The 15,845-nt window shown below is 74.7% G+C and carries 15 protein-coding genes and 1 riboswitch; of the genes, 7 read left to right on the top strand and 8 right to left on the bottom strand.

Annotated features, from left to right (window positions below; genetic code table 11):
* Positions 1–22 precede the first annotated feature (22 nt).
* Complete coding sequence (locus tag ACIPYS_RS16255) at positions 23–781, bottom strand: BTAD domain-containing putative transcriptional regulator (RefSeq protein WP_093859183.1); 759 nt, start codon at positions 779–781, stop codon at positions 23–25.
* 280 nt (positions 782–1,061) lie between these two features.
* Here ACIPYS_RS16255 and ACIPYS_RS16250 point away from each other — a divergent pair, with 280 nt between their 5' ends.
* Positions 1,062–1,709, top strand: a complete 648-nt coding sequence (locus tag ACIPYS_RS16250) for an RICIN domain-containing protein (protein ID WP_093859182.1) — start codon at positions 1,062–1,064, stop codon at positions 1,707–1,709.
* Positions 1,710–1,861: 152 nt separating this feature from the next.
* Here ACIPYS_RS16250 and ACIPYS_RS16245 read toward each other — a convergent pair whose 3' ends face one another.
* Together ACIPYS_RS16245 and ACIPYS_RS16240 are read right to left on the bottom strand one after the other, a co-directional pair.
* Positions 1,862–2,227: a hypothetical protein gene (locus ACIPYS_RS16245; RefSeq protein ID WP_093859181.1), complete on the bottom strand. Its 366-nt coding sequence runs from the start codon at positions 2,225–2,227 to the stop codon at positions 1,862–1,864.
* An 83-nt stretch (positions 2,228–2,310) separates the two neighbouring features.
* On the bottom strand, positions 2,311–3,048 hold the full coding sequence (locus ACIPYS_RS16240) for an SMI1/KNR4 family protein (RefSeq protein WP_093859180.1): 738 nt from the start codon (positions 3,046–3,048) through the stop codon (positions 2,311–2,313).
* A gap of 241 nt (positions 3,049–3,289) precedes the next feature.
* On the opposite strand from ACIPYS_RS16240, the gene ACIPYS_RS16235 reads away from it, so the two are divergent.
* Positions 3,290–4,447: an AI-2E family transporter gene (locus tag ACIPYS_RS16235; protein WP_400746685.1), complete on the top strand. Its 1,158-nt coding sequence runs from the start codon at positions 3,290–3,292 to the stop codon at positions 4,445–4,447.
* Between the two features lie 71 nt (positions 4,448–4,518).
* Here ACIPYS_RS16235 and ACIPYS_RS16230 read toward each other — a convergent pair whose 3' ends face one another.
* Positions 4,519–4,929 (bottom strand): nuclear transport factor 2 family protein, encoded by a 411-nt coding sequence (locus ACIPYS_RS16230; protein ID WP_400746682.1) that lies wholly within the window; start codon positions 4,927–4,929, stop codon positions 4,519–4,521.
* 114 nt (positions 4,930–5,043) lie between these two features.
* On the opposite strand from ACIPYS_RS16230, the gene ACIPYS_RS16225 reads away from it, so the two are divergent.
* Positions 5,044–5,499, top strand: a complete 456-nt coding sequence (locus ACIPYS_RS16225) for a MarR family winged helix-turn-helix transcriptional regulator (protein WP_093859177.1) — start codon at positions 5,044–5,046, stop codon at positions 5,497–5,499.
* Positions 5,500–5,661: 162 nt separating this feature from the next.
* On the opposite strand, the gene ACIPYS_RS16220 is transcribed toward ACIPYS_RS16225, so the two are convergent.
* Positions 5,662–6,348, bottom strand: a complete 687-nt coding sequence (locus ACIPYS_RS16220; RefSeq protein WP_400746680.1) for an alpha/beta fold hydrolase — start codon at positions 6,346–6,348, stop codon at positions 5,662–5,664.
* A 200-nt stretch (positions 6,349–6,548) separates the two neighbouring features.
* On the opposite strand from ACIPYS_RS16220, the gene ACIPYS_RS16215 reads away from it, so the two are divergent.
* The gene (locus ACIPYS_RS16215; RefSeq protein ID WP_400746677.1) at positions 6,549–6,749 is read left to right on the top strand and encodes a hypothetical protein; all 201 of its coding nucleotides are present in this window, start codon (positions 6,549–6,551) and stop codon (positions 6,747–6,749) included.
* A 24-nt stretch (positions 6,750–6,773) separates the two neighbouring features.
* Here the strand turns inward: ACIPYS_RS16215 and ACIPYS_RS16210 are convergent, their stop codons facing one another.
* Positions 6,774–9,665 carry an AAA family ATPase gene (locus ACIPYS_RS16210; RefSeq protein WP_400746675.1) on the bottom strand — a complete coding sequence of 964 codons (2,892 nt, stop codon included), beginning with the start codon at positions 9,663–9,665 and terminating at the stop codon, positions 6,774–6,776.
* Between the two features lie 122 nt (positions 9,666–9,787).
* Here ACIPYS_RS16210 and ACIPYS_RS16205 point away from each other — a divergent pair, with 122 nt between their 5' ends.
* Positions 9,788–10,345, top strand: coding sequence for a TetR family transcriptional regulator (locus ACIPYS_RS16205; RefSeq protein ID WP_093859175.1), 558 nt, complete (start codon positions 9,788–9,790; stop codon positions 10,343–10,345).
* 63 nt (positions 10,346–10,408) lie between these two features.
* Here ACIPYS_RS16205 and ACIPYS_RS16200 read toward each other — a convergent pair whose 3' ends face one another.
* Positions 10,409–11,860 carry an amidase gene (locus ACIPYS_RS16200; RefSeq protein WP_400746672.1) on the bottom strand — a complete coding sequence of 484 codons (1,452 nt, stop codon included), beginning with the start codon at positions 11,858–11,860 and terminating at the stop codon, positions 10,409–10,411.
* A 155-nt stretch (positions 11,861–12,015) separates the two neighbouring features.
* Here ACIPYS_RS16200 and ACIPYS_RS16195 point away from each other — a divergent pair, with 155 nt between their 5' ends.
* A complete protein-coding gene (locus ACIPYS_RS16195; RefSeq protein WP_093859173.1) occupies positions 12,016–12,639 on the top strand; it encodes a TetR/AcrR family transcriptional regulator in 624 nt (207 codons plus the stop codon).
* Between the two features lie 142 nt (positions 12,640–12,781).
* Positions 12,782–12,924, top strand: a riboswitch (SAM riboswitch).
* Positions 12,925–13,120: 196 nt separating this feature from the next.
* Positions 13,121–13,834 carry an IclR family transcriptional regulator gene (locus ACIPYS_RS16190; RefSeq protein ID WP_093859172.1) on the top strand — a complete coding sequence of 238 codons (714 nt, stop codon included), beginning with the start codon at positions 13,121–13,123 and terminating at the stop codon, positions 13,832–13,834.
* A 48-nt stretch (positions 13,835–13,882) separates the two neighbouring features.
* Here ACIPYS_RS16190 and ACIPYS_RS16185 read toward each other — a convergent pair whose 3' ends face one another.
* The gene (locus ACIPYS_RS16185) at positions 13,883–15,187 is read right to left on the bottom strand and encodes an SGNH/GDSL hydrolase family protein (protein ID WP_400746669.1); all 1,305 of its coding nucleotides are present in this window, start codon (positions 15,185–15,187) and stop codon (positions 13,883–13,885) included.
* Positions 15,188–15,845: the final 658 nt, after the last annotated feature.

Below are 15,845 nucleotides of genomic sequence, written 5' to 3'. Positions count from 1 at the left end.
GGGGCCGCGGGCGCCCGGGTGTTCAGGGCGGAGGACGGTCCCCGGTCAGGACGGTCCGGTACAGGCTGCGGAGCTCCGCACCGGGCCCGGTGCCGAGTTCCTCGGCCAGCCGTCGCCGTACCGCGCCGTACCGCTCCAGCGCCTCCGCACCCCGCCCGGCCGCGTGCAACGACCGGATCAGCACGCATTCGAGGGGTTCGGCCAGCGGATATTCGACGGTGAGATCCGGTACGGCGGAGATGACCGCGGCGGGGCGGCCGAGCCGGAACTCCGCCTGCGCCCACCGGACCAGGGCGTCCAGCCGCCGCCGGTGCCAGCTCGCCCGGACCTGTGCGGCCCAGGCGCCCGGGAGGCCGGCCAGGGGTTCCCCCCGCCACAGGGCCAGGGCTTCGGCGAGTGTCGAGGCCCCGGTCGCGTCGTCGTCCGGCGCGCCGTCGCCCTGCTCGACGAGCCGGCGGAACCGGTGCAGGTCCACCAGCTCGGGGTCGATCTCCAGCACGTAGCCGGCGTGGCGGCGCTCCACCCGCGCGGCCGGCCCGCCACCGGGTGCGGTGGTCTGTCTCAGCAGCCCGCGGATCCTGCTGAGGTGGGCGTACAGCGCGGGCCGGGGGCCGGCGGGCGGGTCGTAGCCCCAGACGCGGTCGACGAGTGCCTCCATCGAGACCGGTCTTCGGGCGTTGACGACCAGTACCGCGAGCACCACCTGCTGCTGCGGCGTCCCCACACCGAGCGGCCGGCCCGCCGACCGGACCTCGACCTCGCCCAGCAGCCGGATGTCCACATGTCCCCCCGTGCGGTCGACGGCCCGTGCGAAACATCCCCACGGTCCATGCTGGCGGGCCCGACAAGGTGCCCGCAAGGTGTCCGACAGGTGCGCGACAAGGTGCCCGACCAGGTGCCGGACCAGGTGGTCGACAAGGTGCCCGACAAGGTGCGCGCAAGGTCGGTACCCAGGCCGTGGCGGCAGGGTGGGGGCCGTCCGGGCCGGCGCGGCCGGACCGGGCGGACCGGGCGGACCAGCCTCGTCCGCCTGCCGGTCGAGACCTACGGAGGAGAACAGCATGCGGATGCACCGTCCCCGGCGGACCGGCGGTTCCGGGAGGACCGCCCGACCCGCTCCGGTCACCCCGGCGGCCCTGGTGGCGGCACTGGCGTTCGCCGTCCTCGCGGCGTTCGCCGCCACGCCCGCGCAGGCGGCCGAACCCACCCGCTACGAACTCGTGAACGCCCGGACCGGGCTCCGTGCCGACGTCATGTGGGCGTCGGCCGACCCGTACACCGGTGTGTTCCTGTGGCCGAACAACGCCAGTGCGTCCCAGGAGTACGAGCTGCTCGACAGCGGGAACGGGTATTTCCGGATCAAGGCCAGGCACTCCGGCCAGTGCCTGATGCTCGACTGGCGTTCGGGGACCTACGGCAACGGCACCGGCATCCTCCAGTACCCGTACTGCGACGCCGGTTACGCGCCGGCCGAATGGACCACCGCCTGGGTCGGGCACACCTGTATGTGTTTCCCCACGACCATGATCCTGAAGAACCGGGCCACCGGCAGGTGCCTGGACGCGACGGCCTCGAACGGCACACCGGTCCAGCAGGCCCGGCTCCAGCAGTGGGACTGCATCACCACCGACGAGGCGTGGAACACCGGGAACCAGAGCTGGAACCTGCTGCAGCTCAACAACTTCCCCAACCCTCCCGGCGTCCACTGAGCGGTCGCGGCGCCGAGGGCGGCTGCGTCCCGGGCCGGATCACGGCCCGGGCGCACCGTCGGTGCCGGACGGACTGTCGCGGGTCGGTGGCGGGCCGGGACGCGGCGGCCGGGTGGCGGGCCGGGGTGCAGCGGCCGGGTGGCGGGCCGGGATCAGGCCGGGGCCAGGGCGGATTCGTCGAGTCCGTCGAGGACGAAGCCGTTGTCGAAGCGCACCCGGTAGTCGGTCCGGGTGCCGGTGCCGGTAGTAGGTGCTCCGGCGGCGACGACGCGTTGGCGCAGGTCGTCGACCAGGCCGGCCGCGAAGCTGTCCAGGCGGGCGCCGCGGAGTTGTTCGTCGAAGCTCGCGCGGAGGGCGTCGGCGGCACCGCCGGAGCCCTGGGCGGCGCCGGTGACGGTGCCGGTCAGGCCGGTGGCGAGGGAGAGCGGGCCGGGGGAGCCGATCCCGGCGGCCCTGCCGTCGGCGGTGACCGGAACGTCCCTGGTCAGCTTCACCTTGGCACCGATCGCGTACGGCACGGTGGTCCCCCCTTGTTCGAACACTGTCCTGTCCGGGCAAGCCTAGTCGGGGTGTTGCGGGGGGTACGGGTGTTCGGAGTTGTTCACCGGGGCCGGTCGTGCTGCCAGTCCCAGGGGACGGCGGCGAACACCGGGGCGTCGGCCGCGCGGAGGAGCCGGTGCGGGCCGCAGGCGCGGTCGAAGCGGGCGTGGCTGCCCGGGGCGGCGTCGCGGAGATCGGCGACGAGGGCGTTGTCGGGGACGTGCCGGGCCAGGGCGGCGAGGGTCGGGTCGGCGGCGTCGGTGGCGTCGGTGCGCAGTGAGGGTGCGGGGTGGAGGGGGAGCGAGGGGCCGTCGGGGTGGAGGGCGTCCCAGAACTCGTCCGCGTAGGGCTGGACGCCGTCCTCGAAGCCGATCTCGTCGACGAGGTCCTCGGCGGTGGTGACCAGCCGGTCCAGCCAGACGGCGAGCGAGGGGGCCTGGACGTACAGACCGCCCTCCCGGTACTGCATCAGCACCTGGCCCCAGGTCCCGTCCGGCGCGATGTCGACCCAGGTGAGCCCGCCACCGCCGTCGTCCGCCACCACCTGCCGCAGGTCGGGCAGCGCGGGGTTGCTCCGCTGCCGAGGGTGGCCGGTCAGGCGGACCTCCACCGGCGGTACGGAGAAGCCGCCCAGGTGGCGCAGGACTTCACGCTCGGCGGGCGGCACCGGCGCGGGGAGCGCGGTGGTGTCGGGGCCGGGGGCCGCGGTGGCGTCGAGGCCGGGAAGTACGGCGAGGTCGAACGGGACCCGGGCCGCCAGTGCGCTCAGACGGGTGGCCAGGGAACGACCGGTGATCATGGCGCCACGCTACCGGAGCCGGAGGGGCCCGCACGGAGCCGGACCGGGCCGCACGGGCCGGAGGGAGCCGCACGGGCCGGACGGGATCGCCGGGCCCGCAGGATCGGCCGGGCGGGTGCCCGTCGGCGCGGGAACACCCCGCGGGCCGCTCCACCCGCTATCCAGGGTTCATGCCGCTCTCGCACCCCAGCAGTACCGGAGGACTCCCCGGACGGCGCCCCGCGCCGGGCGGCGGTGCGGCATGCCGCTGAGGCGGCCCGGCCCCCGCCGCCGGGACCCCCGCCGCCCGGGCTCCCCGGGCCCGGTTCCGGCCGCCACCGGCGCGGGCCCCGTGCTGCGCCGGCTCTCCGACTACGCGTGGCGGCTGCTCGCCGTCGCGGTGGCCGGGTACCTGGTGCTGACGGTGCTGGGGCGGTTCCACCTGATCACGCTGGCCGCGTTCCTCGCCCTGGTGATCACCTCGGTGGTCCGGCCGCTGGTGGATCTGGCCGGCCGGGTCGTCCCCCGCCCGTTCGCGGTGCTGATCGGTCTGGCCGTCGCGATCCTGGTGCCGGCCGGCCTGCTCGCGCTGGTCGGCGAGATCGTGGCGAACGACCTGGACCGCCTGAGCCGGGAGTTCGAGGGCGGACTGGACCGCCTGGAGAAGGCGCTGGAGGGGGCGCCGTTCCGCCTGGAGCCCTCGACCTTCGACGACCTGCAGCGGAAGGTCGCCGACTTCGTCTCCGCACACCGCTCGACGCTGATCAGCACGGCCGTCAGCGGTGGCCGGCGGCTGGTCGAGCTGGGGAGCGGCGCCGCGCTCGCGGTGTTCATGTCGGTGTTCTTCCTGCACTCCGGGGGACGGATGTGGCGGTGGACCGCCGCCCAGTTCCCGGCCGCGGCCGGGGAGCACCTCGACCGGGGCGGCCGGGTGGCCTGGCGGACCTTCGCCGGTTACACCCGGGGCATCTTCGTCGTCGCCGCGACCAACGCGGTGATGGTCGGCATCGCGCTCTACTTCCTCGGCGTGCCGCTGGCCGTGCCGTTGACGGTGCTGGAGTTCCTCGCCTCCTTCGTGCCGCTGATCGGTTCGCCGATCGCGATGCTGGTCGCCTCGGTGGTGGCGCTGGCCGCCCGGGGGCCGGTGATCGCGATCGTCGTGCTGCTGCTGATCGTGGTGATCGGCCAGATCGAGGGCCATCTGCTGCACCCGCTGGTGATGAGCAGGGCGGTCAGCCTGCACCCGGTGGTGGTCGCCGTCGCGGTGCTCGCGGGCAGCATCGCGGCCGGGGTGATCGGTGCCGTGGTCGCGGTGCCGCTGGTCTCGGTGCTCTGGGCGGTCTACGCCGACCGGCGGGGACCGGCGCCGGGAGCGGCGGCCTCCGAGCCGTCCGGACCTCCGGCGGATCGGGGGCGCTGACGCGGCGCCGGTCGTCCGGCGGGGTTCGGCGGGCGGGGGGTTCGTCCGGCGGGGTTCGGCGGGCAGGGGGTTCAGCGGGCGCTGCCGAGGTTCCGATCGGCGTCGCTGCCCGCCAGCATGAGGGTGGTCTCCTCGATCCGGAGGAAGCGGCCGTCGGGGGCGAACTCGCCGAAGAGGTAGACCTCCATCCGGACGGTGGAGCCGTCGGTCTTGACGACCTCCATGGTGTGCCGGTCGGCGTAGCGGTCGCCGTCGGCGAGCTCGTCGTGCACCTCGACCGATCCGCCGGCGACGACCGTGCGCAGGTGGGCGATGTGGGCGAGGAACTCGGTGCGGTCCGCCCAGCTGCCGTCGGTGCGCTGGCGGTAGTCGGGGGCGAAGTGGCGGTCGGCGGCCTCGTCGAGGTCGAGGCCCGGGGTGAGGAGGAGGTCGGTGAGCGCGGTGCGGATGTCGGTGCGGGTGGTGGCGGCGGTGGCGTTCATGAGGTCCTCCGGTGGGGTGACGGGCGGCCTTGCGACCCCCGATGAAATGCGTGCCTTGAGCACGCTTATGACTGTAGCAGGAGAAGCGTGCCTCGCGCACGCTAATCTTCGGGGGTGACCGATACGACAGGACAGGACATCGCCGAGGCCCTCGGGCTGCTCCTCCGGCGCAGCACCCGCACCGACCTCCACGCCCGGCTGACCGAGGGACTCGGCGAGGAGGTCGACGACCTCACCTACCCGGTCCTCAGCGGCCTCGCCCGCACCGGCCCCCTCAGCGCCGCCGACCTCGGCCGCGAGATCGGCCTCGACCGCACCACCGTCACCCGCCGCGCCGACCGCCTGGAGCGGACCGGCCTGCTGGAACGCCGCCCCGACCCGGCGGACCGCCGCGCGACCCTGCTGGCGCTCACCGACGGCGGCCACGACGTCGTCGCGGTGACCCGCCGCCGACTGGCCGCCGACATCGAGACCTCCCTCGCGGGCTGGCCGCCGGAGGACGCCCGGACCTTCGCGCGCCTGCTGCGCCGCTTCCTCGACGAGGGGCCGTTCACCCCCGACCGCGACTGACCCCGGGGCCCACCGGCCGCCGCCCGACAGCCTCATGGCGGGGACCGCCGGATCGGCGGGGCGTCATGACCGGGGGCGGGTCGGCCGGAGCGCCGGGTCCGGGCGGGCTGACTCGCGCCGGCCGGGCGGCGGGGTGCTGCGCCGCCGGGCTCGGCACGTCGCCTACGCCGCGAGGCTCCGGGCCGCGTCGCGGATGACGTCGAGCACGAAGTCCGGGTGGGACAGCATGGGCACGTGGCTGCTGTCGACGGCGTAGGTCTTCGCGCCCATGCGTTCGGCGGCCGCCCGCTCCAGGTCCGGGTTCACGGTGCGGTCGTTGTTGGCGACGATGTACCAGCTGGGCTTCGTGCGCCAGGCGGTACCGGGGACCTGCTGGCCGAACAGGTCCGGGACGGGCACGGCGCCCGTCGCCAGGACGAGCTTCTGCTCCTCCTCCGGCAGGTCGCCGCAGAAGTCGGGGACGCCGGCCTCGGTGAGCCAGATGCGGCCCTGGCTGATGTCGAGCTTCCCGAACACGGGTGTGACGTCGAACTTGTTCTGCTGGTCCTGCGAGGTCTCGTCCTCGTCGGGGGCGAGCGCGGCGATGTAGACCAGCGCGCCGACGCGGTCGTGGACGCCGGCCTTGGTGATCAGGGTGCCGCCGTAGGAGTGCCCCACCAGCACCACCGGGCCCGGTACGTGGTCGATGGAGCGGGTGACGCACGCGACGTCGCCCGCCAGCGAGTCGAGGCCGTGCTGCGAGCACGACACCGTGTGGCCCTCGGCCTGGAGGGCGGGGACGAGCTTGTTGAAGCACGAGCCGTCGGCCCAGAGTCCGTGGGCGAAGACGATGCTGGCCTTGGTCGTCATGTATGTCCTCCTGCGTCGATGTCGAGCCGTGACGGGAACCGTGGGGGCCGGAGCCCACTCCAGCCTCGGGTCTGCCCCGGACTTCCGCGCCCCCGGCCGGGCGCGCGGTGCATCCGAACGGGTGGCCGGACCGGGGTCACGGCCGCCCGGCGGCTACCGTGGCCGGAGGCTGCACCTCACCGGACCCAGGAGGCCCCCGCATGGCGATCCGGCGCATGGACAACGTCCTCGTCGCCGTCGACGACATCGAGGACGTCGTCACCCGCCTGGGCACCCGCGGCGGCGAACTCGTCGGCGAGATCGTCCAGTACGAGAACGTCCAGCACGAGAACGTCTACCGGCTCTGCTACGTCCGCGGCCCTGAGGGCATCGTCGTCGGCCTCGCCGAGGAACTCGGCTGAACGGGCCGACGGCCGCCGCTGTCCTCAGGGAGACGGCGCCGGGGCCGGTTCGGAGATGCGGGTGAGGGCGTCGCGGAGGGCGGCGCGGGTGGTGATGCCCAGCTTGGGGAAGGCGCGGTAGAGGTGGGCGCTGACGGTGCGGGGGGAGAGGCGCATCTGTTCGCCGATCTCCTTGTTGGTCAGGCCTCCGGCGGCGAGTTCGGCGACGCGGCGTTCCTGCCAGGTCAGCGGCAGCGGGGCGGGGGCGGGGGAGTGGGGTGCGACGCCGGCGGCCCGGAGTTCGGCGTGGGCGCGGGCGGCCCAGGCGGGGGCGTCGAGGCGGTCGAAGGCGTTGGCGGCCTGGGTGAGCGGGAGGCGGGCGGCCGCGGCGCCGTGCAGGCGGCGGACGGCGATGCCGTGGGCGAGCCGGATCCGGGCCAGTTCGAACGGGAAGCGCTCGGCGGCCGGGTGGGACTGCGCCCGGGCGTAGTGGGCCGCGGCCTCGGTGTCGTCCTCGGCGGTCATGGCCAGGGCGCCGTGGGTGATCAGGGCCAGTCGGGGGGACAGGTCGGGCAGGCCCGCGTCCCGCGCGGCCAGCGCGTGGGCCCGGGCCTGCCCGGCGCGGCCGGTGTGCAGGGCGGCCTCGACGAGGTCGAGCAGGGTCCGCGAGGCCTGGTAGGCGTAGGGCCGGAACGCTCCCGGCGACGTGATGCCGATGGCGTGGAGGAACGCGGTCTCGTAGTCGCCGGCGCTGAGCGCGGTGGTGGCGCCGACGGCGTCGGCGATCTGGGTCAGGAATCCGACGCCGCGCGGGCGGGCCCAGGCGTCGACGGCGGTCTGCAGCTCGCGGGCCTCCGCCGTCCGGCCGCGCACGGCGGCGAGTTGGGCGAGGTAGGCCCGGGTCTGGTGGGCGAACAGGCCGTGGCCGCGTTCGGTGGCCAGGGCGAGGGCGCGGTGTCCGGTGCGTTCGGCGGCGTCCCACTGGCCGAGCGCCAGTTGGTCGAGCAGGACCAGGTGCAGCATGACGATGCCGCTGGACATGGCGCCGGTGTCGAGTTCGCGGTCGACCACGCGGTCCAGGTAGGGGCGCAGCGGGCTCAGGACGTCGAGGTGGTAGGCCGACACGGCGAGGCGGGTGACGTCCCAGGGGTCCTGGTCCTCCAGGTCGGCCGAGGCCCGCTCCACCCGCCGGGACCAGCCGGAGCCGTGCCGGACGACGTCGCTCCAGGTGCTGCCGTACATCCACGCGCGTTCGGAGGCGCGCTCGCCGAGGGTGGTGAGGACCTCGTGGGTGCGCCGCCAGGTGGCGCGGTCTCCCGCGTACTGGCTGACGGCGAGCAGGAGGCTGACGAGCCGGTCGAGCACCTCGTCGGGGCGGTCGGGGCCGGGACGGGGGCCGCCGGCGCCGGGGTCGGTGCCGGGGTCGGTGCTGTGGCCGGGGCGGCGGCCGCGGTCGGGGGAGTCCCGGAGCCGCTCGACGGCGGCGACGATCCGGCGGTGGGTGGCCCTCACCTCGCCGTCCCGGTACAGCGCCAGGTAGCACTCGGCGAGGACGGCGGCGGGGCTCCCGTCCGTGCCGGGCGCGGCGGCGGCCAGCGCGAGGCTGCGTGCCCGGCCGAGGTGGTCCGCCTGCCCGGCGACGTACGCGGCCTCGCCGAGCCGCCTGGAGCGGTCGACCCGGGTCTCGCTCAGTTCCGCGGCGCGGGTCAGCCAGGAGACGGCCATCCGCGCGCCGCCGCGCCTGGTGGCCGACCGGGCGGCGGCCTCCAGGTCGGCGGCCACGCCCTCCTCGGGGTCGACGGTGGCGGCCGCCAGGTGGATGGCGCGCCGTTCGGGGTACTCCCGGTGCAGCTGCGCCAGGACCCGGTGGGCGGAGCGGCGCTGGTCGGGTGAGGCGAGCTGGACGACGCTCGACCGCACCAGCGGGTGCCGGAACGCGGGCTCGCCGGTCATTGGTTCGACGACCAACAGGCCGCAGGCCACGGCTTCGTCGACCTCGCGCATGCGGTAGCGGGCGATCGGCGCCGGGCCGTCGCCGGGCCGGGCCGCCGCTCCGTCCAGGGCGCCCAGGAGCAGTTCCGCGCGGACGGTGTCGCCGAGGCGGGCGAGGCGGGCGGCGTAGATCTCCTGGATCCGCCGGGGGAGCGGGACGCCGTGCAGGCCCAGGAGGTCCTGGCCGGCCCGGTCGCCGGGGCCGGCGGCGAGGTGGGCGGGCAGCTCGAGCAGGGCGAGCGGGTTGCCGCCGGCCTGCTCCAGGACGAGCCCGCGGACCTGCCGGCCGAGCTGCGGGTGGTGCAGGTCCAGCAGGCGGGTGGCGTCGGCGTCGGCGAGGGCGCCGACCGGCACCTCCGGCAGTGCCGCGGTGTCGAAGGGGGAGGCGGTGTCGGCCCGGACGGCGACCAGGAGCTTGACGCCGGGGCGGCCGGCCAGCCGACGGCCGACGAATCCGCACACCTCGGCGCTGGCCCCGTCCAGCCACTGGCCGTCGTCGAGGACGAGCAGCAGCGGGCGGCCCTTCGCCGCCGTCCAGGAGAGCAGCTCGAGCACGGCGATGCCGAGCGCCATGACCGGCACCGGCGGACCGTCGGACCGGCCGAAGGCCGTGTCGAGGGCGGCGCGGGCGGTGGCGCCCAGCCGGGGGGCCTCGGGGTGCTGCCCGGTGCGGGCGGTCGAGTGGTGGTCGGCCTCCGGGAGCAGCGGGTAGAGCAGCTGGTGCAGCCCGGCGTGCGGGAGCCCGCTCTCCGCCTCGACCCCGGTGGCGCGGACGACCAGGTGCCCGTCCTCGGCCGCGAGCCGCGCCGCCAGGTCGAGCAGGGTGCTCTTGCCGACGCCCGCCTCGCCCCTGAGGAGCAGCGTCTGTCCGTCGGGGGCCCGGACGAACGCGGACAGCCGCGCCCGCTCGTCGTCCCGGCCGACCATCACCGTGCCCGGTTCCACGCCCGGTTCCCTCCCCTGCCCCGAAGGCGCGCGACTGCGGCCGTATTCAACTGGACGGTTAGTTGATTACACTGTGGTCCTGGTGAGCCTGTCAAGTAAACGGTTAGTTAGGAGCAGGGTGCATGGAGCGCGACGCCGAAGCCACCAAGCGGAGACTCATCGCGGCCGGCCGGGCAGAGTTCGCCGCGCACGGGCTGAACGGCGCGCGCGTCGACCGCATCGCCGCTGCCGCGCGGAGCAACAAGGCGCAGATCTACCACTACTTCGGGAACAAGGCCGGGCTGTTCGACGCGGTCTGGAACGAGATGGTCGAGCAGATCGTGGTCGGCGTGCCGCTCGACGTCGACGACCTGCCCGGGTTCGCGGCCGGGCTGGGCGACCTCTACGCCGAGCACCCGGAGATGCCCCGGATCATCACCTGGCAGCGACTGGAGCGCGGCGACGCCTTCAACGAGCTCGCGGTCGCCGAGGTGCGCAGGCGCAGTGCCGAGGTCGCCCGGGGGCAGGCCGAGGGCCGGGTGTCGACCCGGTTCGAGCCCGAGGTCCTGTTCGCCCTGCTCGTCCATGTCGCGATGCTGTGGGCGGCCGCGAACCCGGAGGTGCTGACGGTCGTGGACGTCGCCGACCGGGCGCGCGGCCGCGAGCTGATCCGCCGCATCGCCACCGTTCTGGCGGAGTGAGCCCGCGGGGTACCGCCGGGCCGCCGTGCGCCCCGGCGGCCCCGGCGGCTCCCGGCCGGGGCCTCAGCGGCTCCGGTGGTGTCCGGCCCAGACCGCGGGCGTCCGCTCCGACCACGGGTCCGCCCGTTCGAGCTGCCCGGCGAGGCGGAACAGACGGCCCTCGTGCCCGTACCCGGCCGCGAACTGCATGCCGATCGGGAGCCCCGTGCCGCTGTCGACCGTCAGTGGTACGGACATCGCGGGCGTGCCCGCCACGTTGAACGCCGCCGTGAACGGCGAGAGGTCGAGGATCCGGCGGAGCCAGCCCAGGCCGTCCAGCGCCTCGGCGCCCCGGCCGTGGGTGCCGAGCGGCACCGGCAGGTCCGGCACGGTCGGGGAGAGCAGGACGTCGTGGTCCTCGAAGGTGCGGGCCAGGCTGCGGGAGACCCGGTTGCGGACCGCCAGGGCGGTCACGAACTCGGCGCCGCCCACCCGCCGCCCGTAGTGGTAGCCGGCGAGCGTGGGCGGTTCGAGGGTCGAGGAGTCGACCGGCCGGCCGAGGGCGGCGGCCAGTTCGTCGATCCAGGCGGTGAGGTTCACCGTCCAGAGGCGGGCGTTGGCCAGGACGAACTCCTCCCAGTCGACACCGAGTCCGGGCTCGGCCTCGGTCACCCGGTGGCCGAGCGACTCCAGCAGGAGCACGGTGCGCGCGAGCGCCCCGGCGACCGGCGGCGCGACCGGCCGCCCGCCCCACGGCCGGGTGAGGACGCCGATCCGCAGCGGGCCCGGCTCCCGGGTGACCTCCTGCGCGTACGGGCGGGGCGGCTCCGGCGCGGCGTAGGGGTCGCCCGGCTCCGGGCCCCGGACCAGGTCGAGCAGGGCGGCGCTGTCGCGCACCGTCCGGCTGACGCTGCCGTGCACGGCCAGACCGTTGAAGATCTCGTCGACGGCCGGGCCCATCGGCACCCGGCCGCGGGTCGGCTTCAGCCCGAACAGGCCGTTGTAGGCCGCGGGGATGCGGATCGAACCGGCGGCGTCGGTGGCGTGCGCGACCGGCACGATCCCGGCGGCGACGGCCGCGCCCGCGCCGCCGCTGGAGCCGCCGGCGCTGCGGGTGAGGTCCCAGGGGTTGCGGGTCGCGCCGTACAGCACGGGTTCGGTGGTGGTGCTGTAGGCCATCTCCGGGGTGGTGGTGCGCCCGAAGGTCACCAGGCCGGCCCGGCGCAGACGCGTCATCAGGGTGGAGTCCCCGTCGGCGACCTGGCCGGCGGCGAGGCGGCTGCCGAGCTCCGTCCGGCGTCCGGCCGCGGTCACCCCGAGGTCCTTGACCAGGAACGGGACCCCGGCCAGCGGGGTGCTGCCGGGGCGGGGCGCGTCGTCGGCCGGCCAGGTCTCCGCGACGGCGTTGATCCGCGGGCCGACGGCCCGCTCGGCCGCCCGCGCGGCCGTTTCCAGTTCGGCGGGGGTCACCTCCCCCCGGGCGACGAGTTCGGCCAGCCCCACCGCGTCGTGGCGGACGTACTCGGTGATGTCCATGGTCCCTCCCGGAATCGATGACAGTACCGCTCGGTCCTTGACGGTACCGATTGGTCCCTGGCGATACCGATCGGTATCGCCTGGAACGGACTGGTACCGTAGCAGGAACCTGGGGACGCGCAGCGGCCGCAATCGACCGGAGGCCACGAACAGCCATGACAACGCCCGTCAGAAGGCCGAGCCGGGTGGCGAAACTCCCGCCGCGCGAGCGCATCCTCGACGCCGCCGAGGAGCTCTTCCAGAGCGAGGGGATCCGGCGGGTGGGCGTCCAGGCGATCGCCGAGAAGGCCGGGACCACCAAAATGGCGATCTACCGTCATTTCGAGACCAAGGACGCCCTGGTCGCGGAGTGGCTGCGGATCGTCGCCGCCGACTACCGGGCGGCGTTCGACCGGGTCGAGGCGGAGCACCCGGACCGGCCCGAGGAGCAGATCCTGGGCCTGGCCCGGTTCATCGCCGACGGGTTGCCGGCGGTCTCGTACCGGGGCTGTCCGTTCATCAACTCCCTGGCCGAGCTGCCCGACCGCTCCGACCCCGCGCGGCAGGTGATCGAGGAGCACAAGGAACAGCAGGCCCGGCGGCTGACCGGCATCTGCGCGCGGGCCGGGCTGTCCGACCCCGAGCAGGCGGCGGCCGAGATCACCTTCGCGCTCGAGGGCGCCCAGGTCGCCGTCCAGAACGGGAGCGTCGACCGGGCGGGGGAGCGGCTGCTGCGGGCGGTCGGGGGAATCGTGGCGCGGTACCGCCCGGCGGGGGACGTTCCGGGGCCCGTGGCCTGACGTTTCCACCGGCCGGTACCCGGCCTCGCCCGACTGCAGGCCACCGCGCCGACGGCCCCGGGACGCTGCAGGCCCGGTCCGGGCGCAGCTCGGGCACCGGGGGCTTGGCAGCCGGCCTCCGGAGTCTTGTATCGTTCTTCGCGAATCATCCAGAGGGGTGGAGGGACCGGCCCTACGAAGCCCCGGCAGCTCCCCGTTCGACCCGGCGTCCGAAGTACGCGCCGTGCCGGGCGGGATCAGTGCCAACTCCGGCCTGTCGCCAATGTGGCGCGGGAAAGATGAGGAGACACGGTGCTCTCTGTGCTGTCCTTCCCCCGGGCGCTTCCCGTCCCGGACCTTTCGCGTACCCGTCTCGTGCCCGGCGCAGGCAATCGGCCGACTTCTGCGGCCCGCCCTCGCTGACCACCCCCACCGGCTCCCCGCGGGGGGCCTCCGTGAGCGCGCCCCTCGGCGGTTCGCGGGACCTGAGACGGAGACATCCATGGAGAACACGAGCGGCGTCGGCGTGCTCGACAAGGTCACCTCGATCCTCGGCACCCTGGAGGCCGGTCCGGCCACCCTGGCCGGACTCGTGGCCGTGACCGGACTGGCCCGGCCGACGGCGCACCGGCTCGCCGTCGCACTCGAACAGCACCGGCTGGTCGCCCGGGACGTGGAGGGCCGGTTCATCCTCGGCCCCCGGCTCGGCGAGCTCTCGGCCGCCGCCGGGGAGGACCGGCTACTGGCCGCCGCCGGGCCGGTCCTCGCCAGGCTGCGCGACGTCAGCGGGGAGAGCGCACAGCTCTACCGCCGTCAGGGCGGCGTCCGGATCTGCGTGGCCGCCGCCGAGCGCCTCTCCGGCCTGCGCGACACCGTCCCGGTGGGGGTCACCCTGCCGATGAAGGTCGGCGCCGCCGCGCAGGTCCTGCTGGCCTGGGAGGAGCCCGAGCGGCTCCACCGGGGCCTCCAGGGGGCCCGCTTCACGGCGACGGCGCTGAGCGGCGTCCGCCGCCGGGGCTGGGCCCAGTCGATCGGGGAACGCGAGCTCGGGGTCGCGTCCGTCTCCGCGCCGGTCCGGGGCCCGGGGAACCGGGTGGTGGCTGCCGTCACGGTCTCCGGTCCGATCGAACGGCTCACCCGCCACCCCGGCGCCCTTCTCTCGCAGACCGTCGTCGAGGCCGCGGACCGTCTCACCGAGGCCCTCCGTCCGAGCTGACGCGCTCCGGTCGCGGGGGCCGCCCCCGCTCCCCGCGGCCGGGGCGGGTCAGCGCAGGCTGTCGAGGTCGATGCTGTCCGCCATGACGCGGTACCCGAGCGGTCCGGGGTGGAGGTGGTCACCGGCGTGGTAGCCGTCCGGGATCGCTCCGGTGCCCTCGGGGTCGATGGCCCGGTCGAAGTCGGCCACCGCGTCGTACGCGCCGGAGGTGCGGATCCACTCGTTCAGGTCGCGGCGCAGCCGGTCGGTCTGCGCGGTCCAGAAGGGTGCGCCGCCGAAAGGCATCAGGGTCGCGCCGACGGCCTTGACCCCCCGGGCGTGGGCGGCCCGGATCAGGGACCGGTGGGCGTCGATCAGCCGCTGGAGCGTCACCGGCGGGTCGTCGCGGTCCACGCCGCAGATCTGGTCGCCGCTGCGGAGGATGTCGTTCATGCCGTGGGAGACGATGACGGTGCCGACGTCGGGACGGTCGAGCACGTCGCGGCGGAAGCGCTTCAGGGCGCTGTCCCCGGCGCAGGCGGAATCGGCGAGCATCTTGTTGGAGCCGATGCCGGCGTTGAGCACCGGTCGCGGGCGGCCGGCGGCGAGGAGCCGTTCGGCGAGCAGGTCGGGGTAGCGGTCGTCGCCGTCGACGGTGGCACCGAACCCGTCGGTGGTGGACTCTCCGAACGCCACCACCGCCCTGCCCACGGGGCGCCCACCGGTGACCTCGACCCCGCCGAGGTAGTACCAGGAGCCGAACCCGGGGCGGACGGCGTCGGTGAACGCTTCCGGGCCGGTGTCCCCGCGGTGGTCGCCGTCGGCCCGGTAGGTGGTGGTCATGGAGAGCTGGTGGTAGCCGGCCGGGCCGGTCGGTCCGTCGAACCAGAGGGTCAGCGACACCCGGTCGCGGGCCGCCACCGGCAGCGGCACCGGATCGCTGAGGGCTTCTCCGCCCGGGGGGACGACGACGGAGCCCCGGTGCCCGAAGCGCAACGGCAGTACCGTCCCGGGAACGACGGCCGCGCCGTCGGCGGCCCGGCCGACGGTGGCCCCGCTCAGCCGCAGCGGGGTCGTCCCGTAGAGATTGGACAGCCGGAACCGGACGGCCTTGCCGCCCGCGCCGAGTCGTATCACCTGCCGCACCGACTGGTGGTCGAAGCCCTGCACCGCCCAGGTCGGGAACCACGGCGCCGCGGAGGGCCGCATCATCGGCGCGTACCACGCGGCCGACCAGCGCTGCGAGTACGCCGAGGCCGCGGCTCCGGCGGCGGAGGCCGCCGAGGCGGAGGCGGGGACGGGGACGGAGGTGGCGGTGACGGACAGGGCGGCGGTCAGCGCGGCGACGGATGCGGCGCGGGCGAACGGATTCATGGAGCGCTCCTCGGGACGGTCGGTCGGTCCTGCCGCCTTGACCCGGGGCGGTGCGGGAATGTGACAGCGGACCGGCGCGGCCGGCCGACGGTCCGGTCCGGGCGGACGCGATTTGTTCTGGGCGTGCGGGAGGAGTACTGTCGCCCAGTCGCCTGGCAGGGAGCACCGGACACGCAACAGCGCGGACGGTCCCGGGGCGGCCAATCCTCTGGAAATAACATCGTCACCCGGCTTCGGGTTTATTTGACGTGTCCATTTGTGGGGATTGCGGCCGGATTCGCTTTTCGGAGCGGGGATCGGCTACAGTTTGGAACGTCGGACGGGGCGCCAAGCCGCGGAAGACACCGGCAAGTCGGAACGAATGAAACTCCGGAAAACGGAGTGGAAAACGTCTGATAGGCTGGGAACACGAAAGAACGAAGCGCCCGGAGGGCCGGTGTGAAAGCCGCCCGAAGGAAGTGGCTGTTCCTTGAGAACTCAACAGCGTGCCAAAAGTCAACGCCAGATATGTTGACATCCCCGGCCTCGGACTTGTTCCGGGGTTGGAGATTCCTTTTGAAGTAAAACACTAGCGAGGACGCAGTGCGCGGGGCCGCCCTATTCCGGTGGTTGCCGTGCCGCTCGACGCGAGTGCTGACCCGATTACGGGTAATCATTC

The organism is Kitasatospora sp. NPDC089913 (genome assembly GCF_044748625.1).
Taxonomy (GTDB): domain Bacteria; phylum Actinomycetota; class Actinomycetes; order Streptomycetales; family Streptomycetaceae; genus Kitasatospora.
The sequence above is the reverse complement of the archived record's forward strand: the minus strand, read 5'-3'. Positions and strand labels throughout refer to the sequence as shown.

Coding starts and splice junctions, on each gene's coding strand:
- ACIPYS_RS16250 (WP_093859182.1), top strand. CDS start 1,062: ATGCGGATGCACCGTCCCCGGCGGACCGGCGGTTCCGGGAGGACCGCC.
- ACIPYS_RS16240 (WP_093859180.1), bottom strand. CDS start 3,048: ATGATCACCGGTCGTTCCCTGGCCACCCGTCTGAGCGCACTGGCGGCC.
- ACIPYS_RS16235 (WP_400746685.1), top strand. CDS start 3,290: ATGCCGCTGAGGCGGCCCGGCCCCCGCCGCCGGGACCCCCGCCGCCCG.
- ACIPYS_RS16230 (WP_400746682.1), bottom strand. CDS start 4,929: ATGAACGCCACCGCCGCCACCACCCGCACCGACATCCGCACCGCGCTC.
- ACIPYS_RS16220 (WP_400746680.1), bottom strand. CDS start 6,348: ATGACGACCAAGGCCAGCATCGTCTTCGCCCACGGACTCTGGGCCGAC.
- ACIPYS_RS16215 (WP_400746677.1), top strand. CDS start 6,549: ATGGCGATCCGGCGCATGGACAACGTCCTCGTCGCCGTCGACGACATC.
- ACIPYS_RS16205 (WP_093859175.1), top strand. CDS start 9,788: ATGGAGCGCGACGCCGAAGCCACCAAGCGGAGACTCATCGCGGCCGGC.
- ACIPYS_RS16200 (WP_400746672.1), bottom strand. CDS start 11,860: ATGGACATCACCGAGTACGTCCGCCACGACGCGGTGGGGCTGGCCGAA.
- ACIPYS_RS16195 (WP_093859173.1), top strand. CDS start 12,016: ATGACAACGCCCGTCAGAAGGCCGAGCCGGGTGGCGAAACTCCCGCCG.
- ACIPYS_RS16190 (WP_093859172.1), top strand. CDS start 13,121: ATGGAGAACACGAGCGGCGTCGGCGTGCTCGACAAGGTCACCTCGATC.
- ACIPYS_RS16185 (WP_400746669.1), bottom strand. CDS start 15,187: ATGAATCCGTTCGCCCGCGCCGCATCCGTCGCCGCGCTGACCGCCGCC.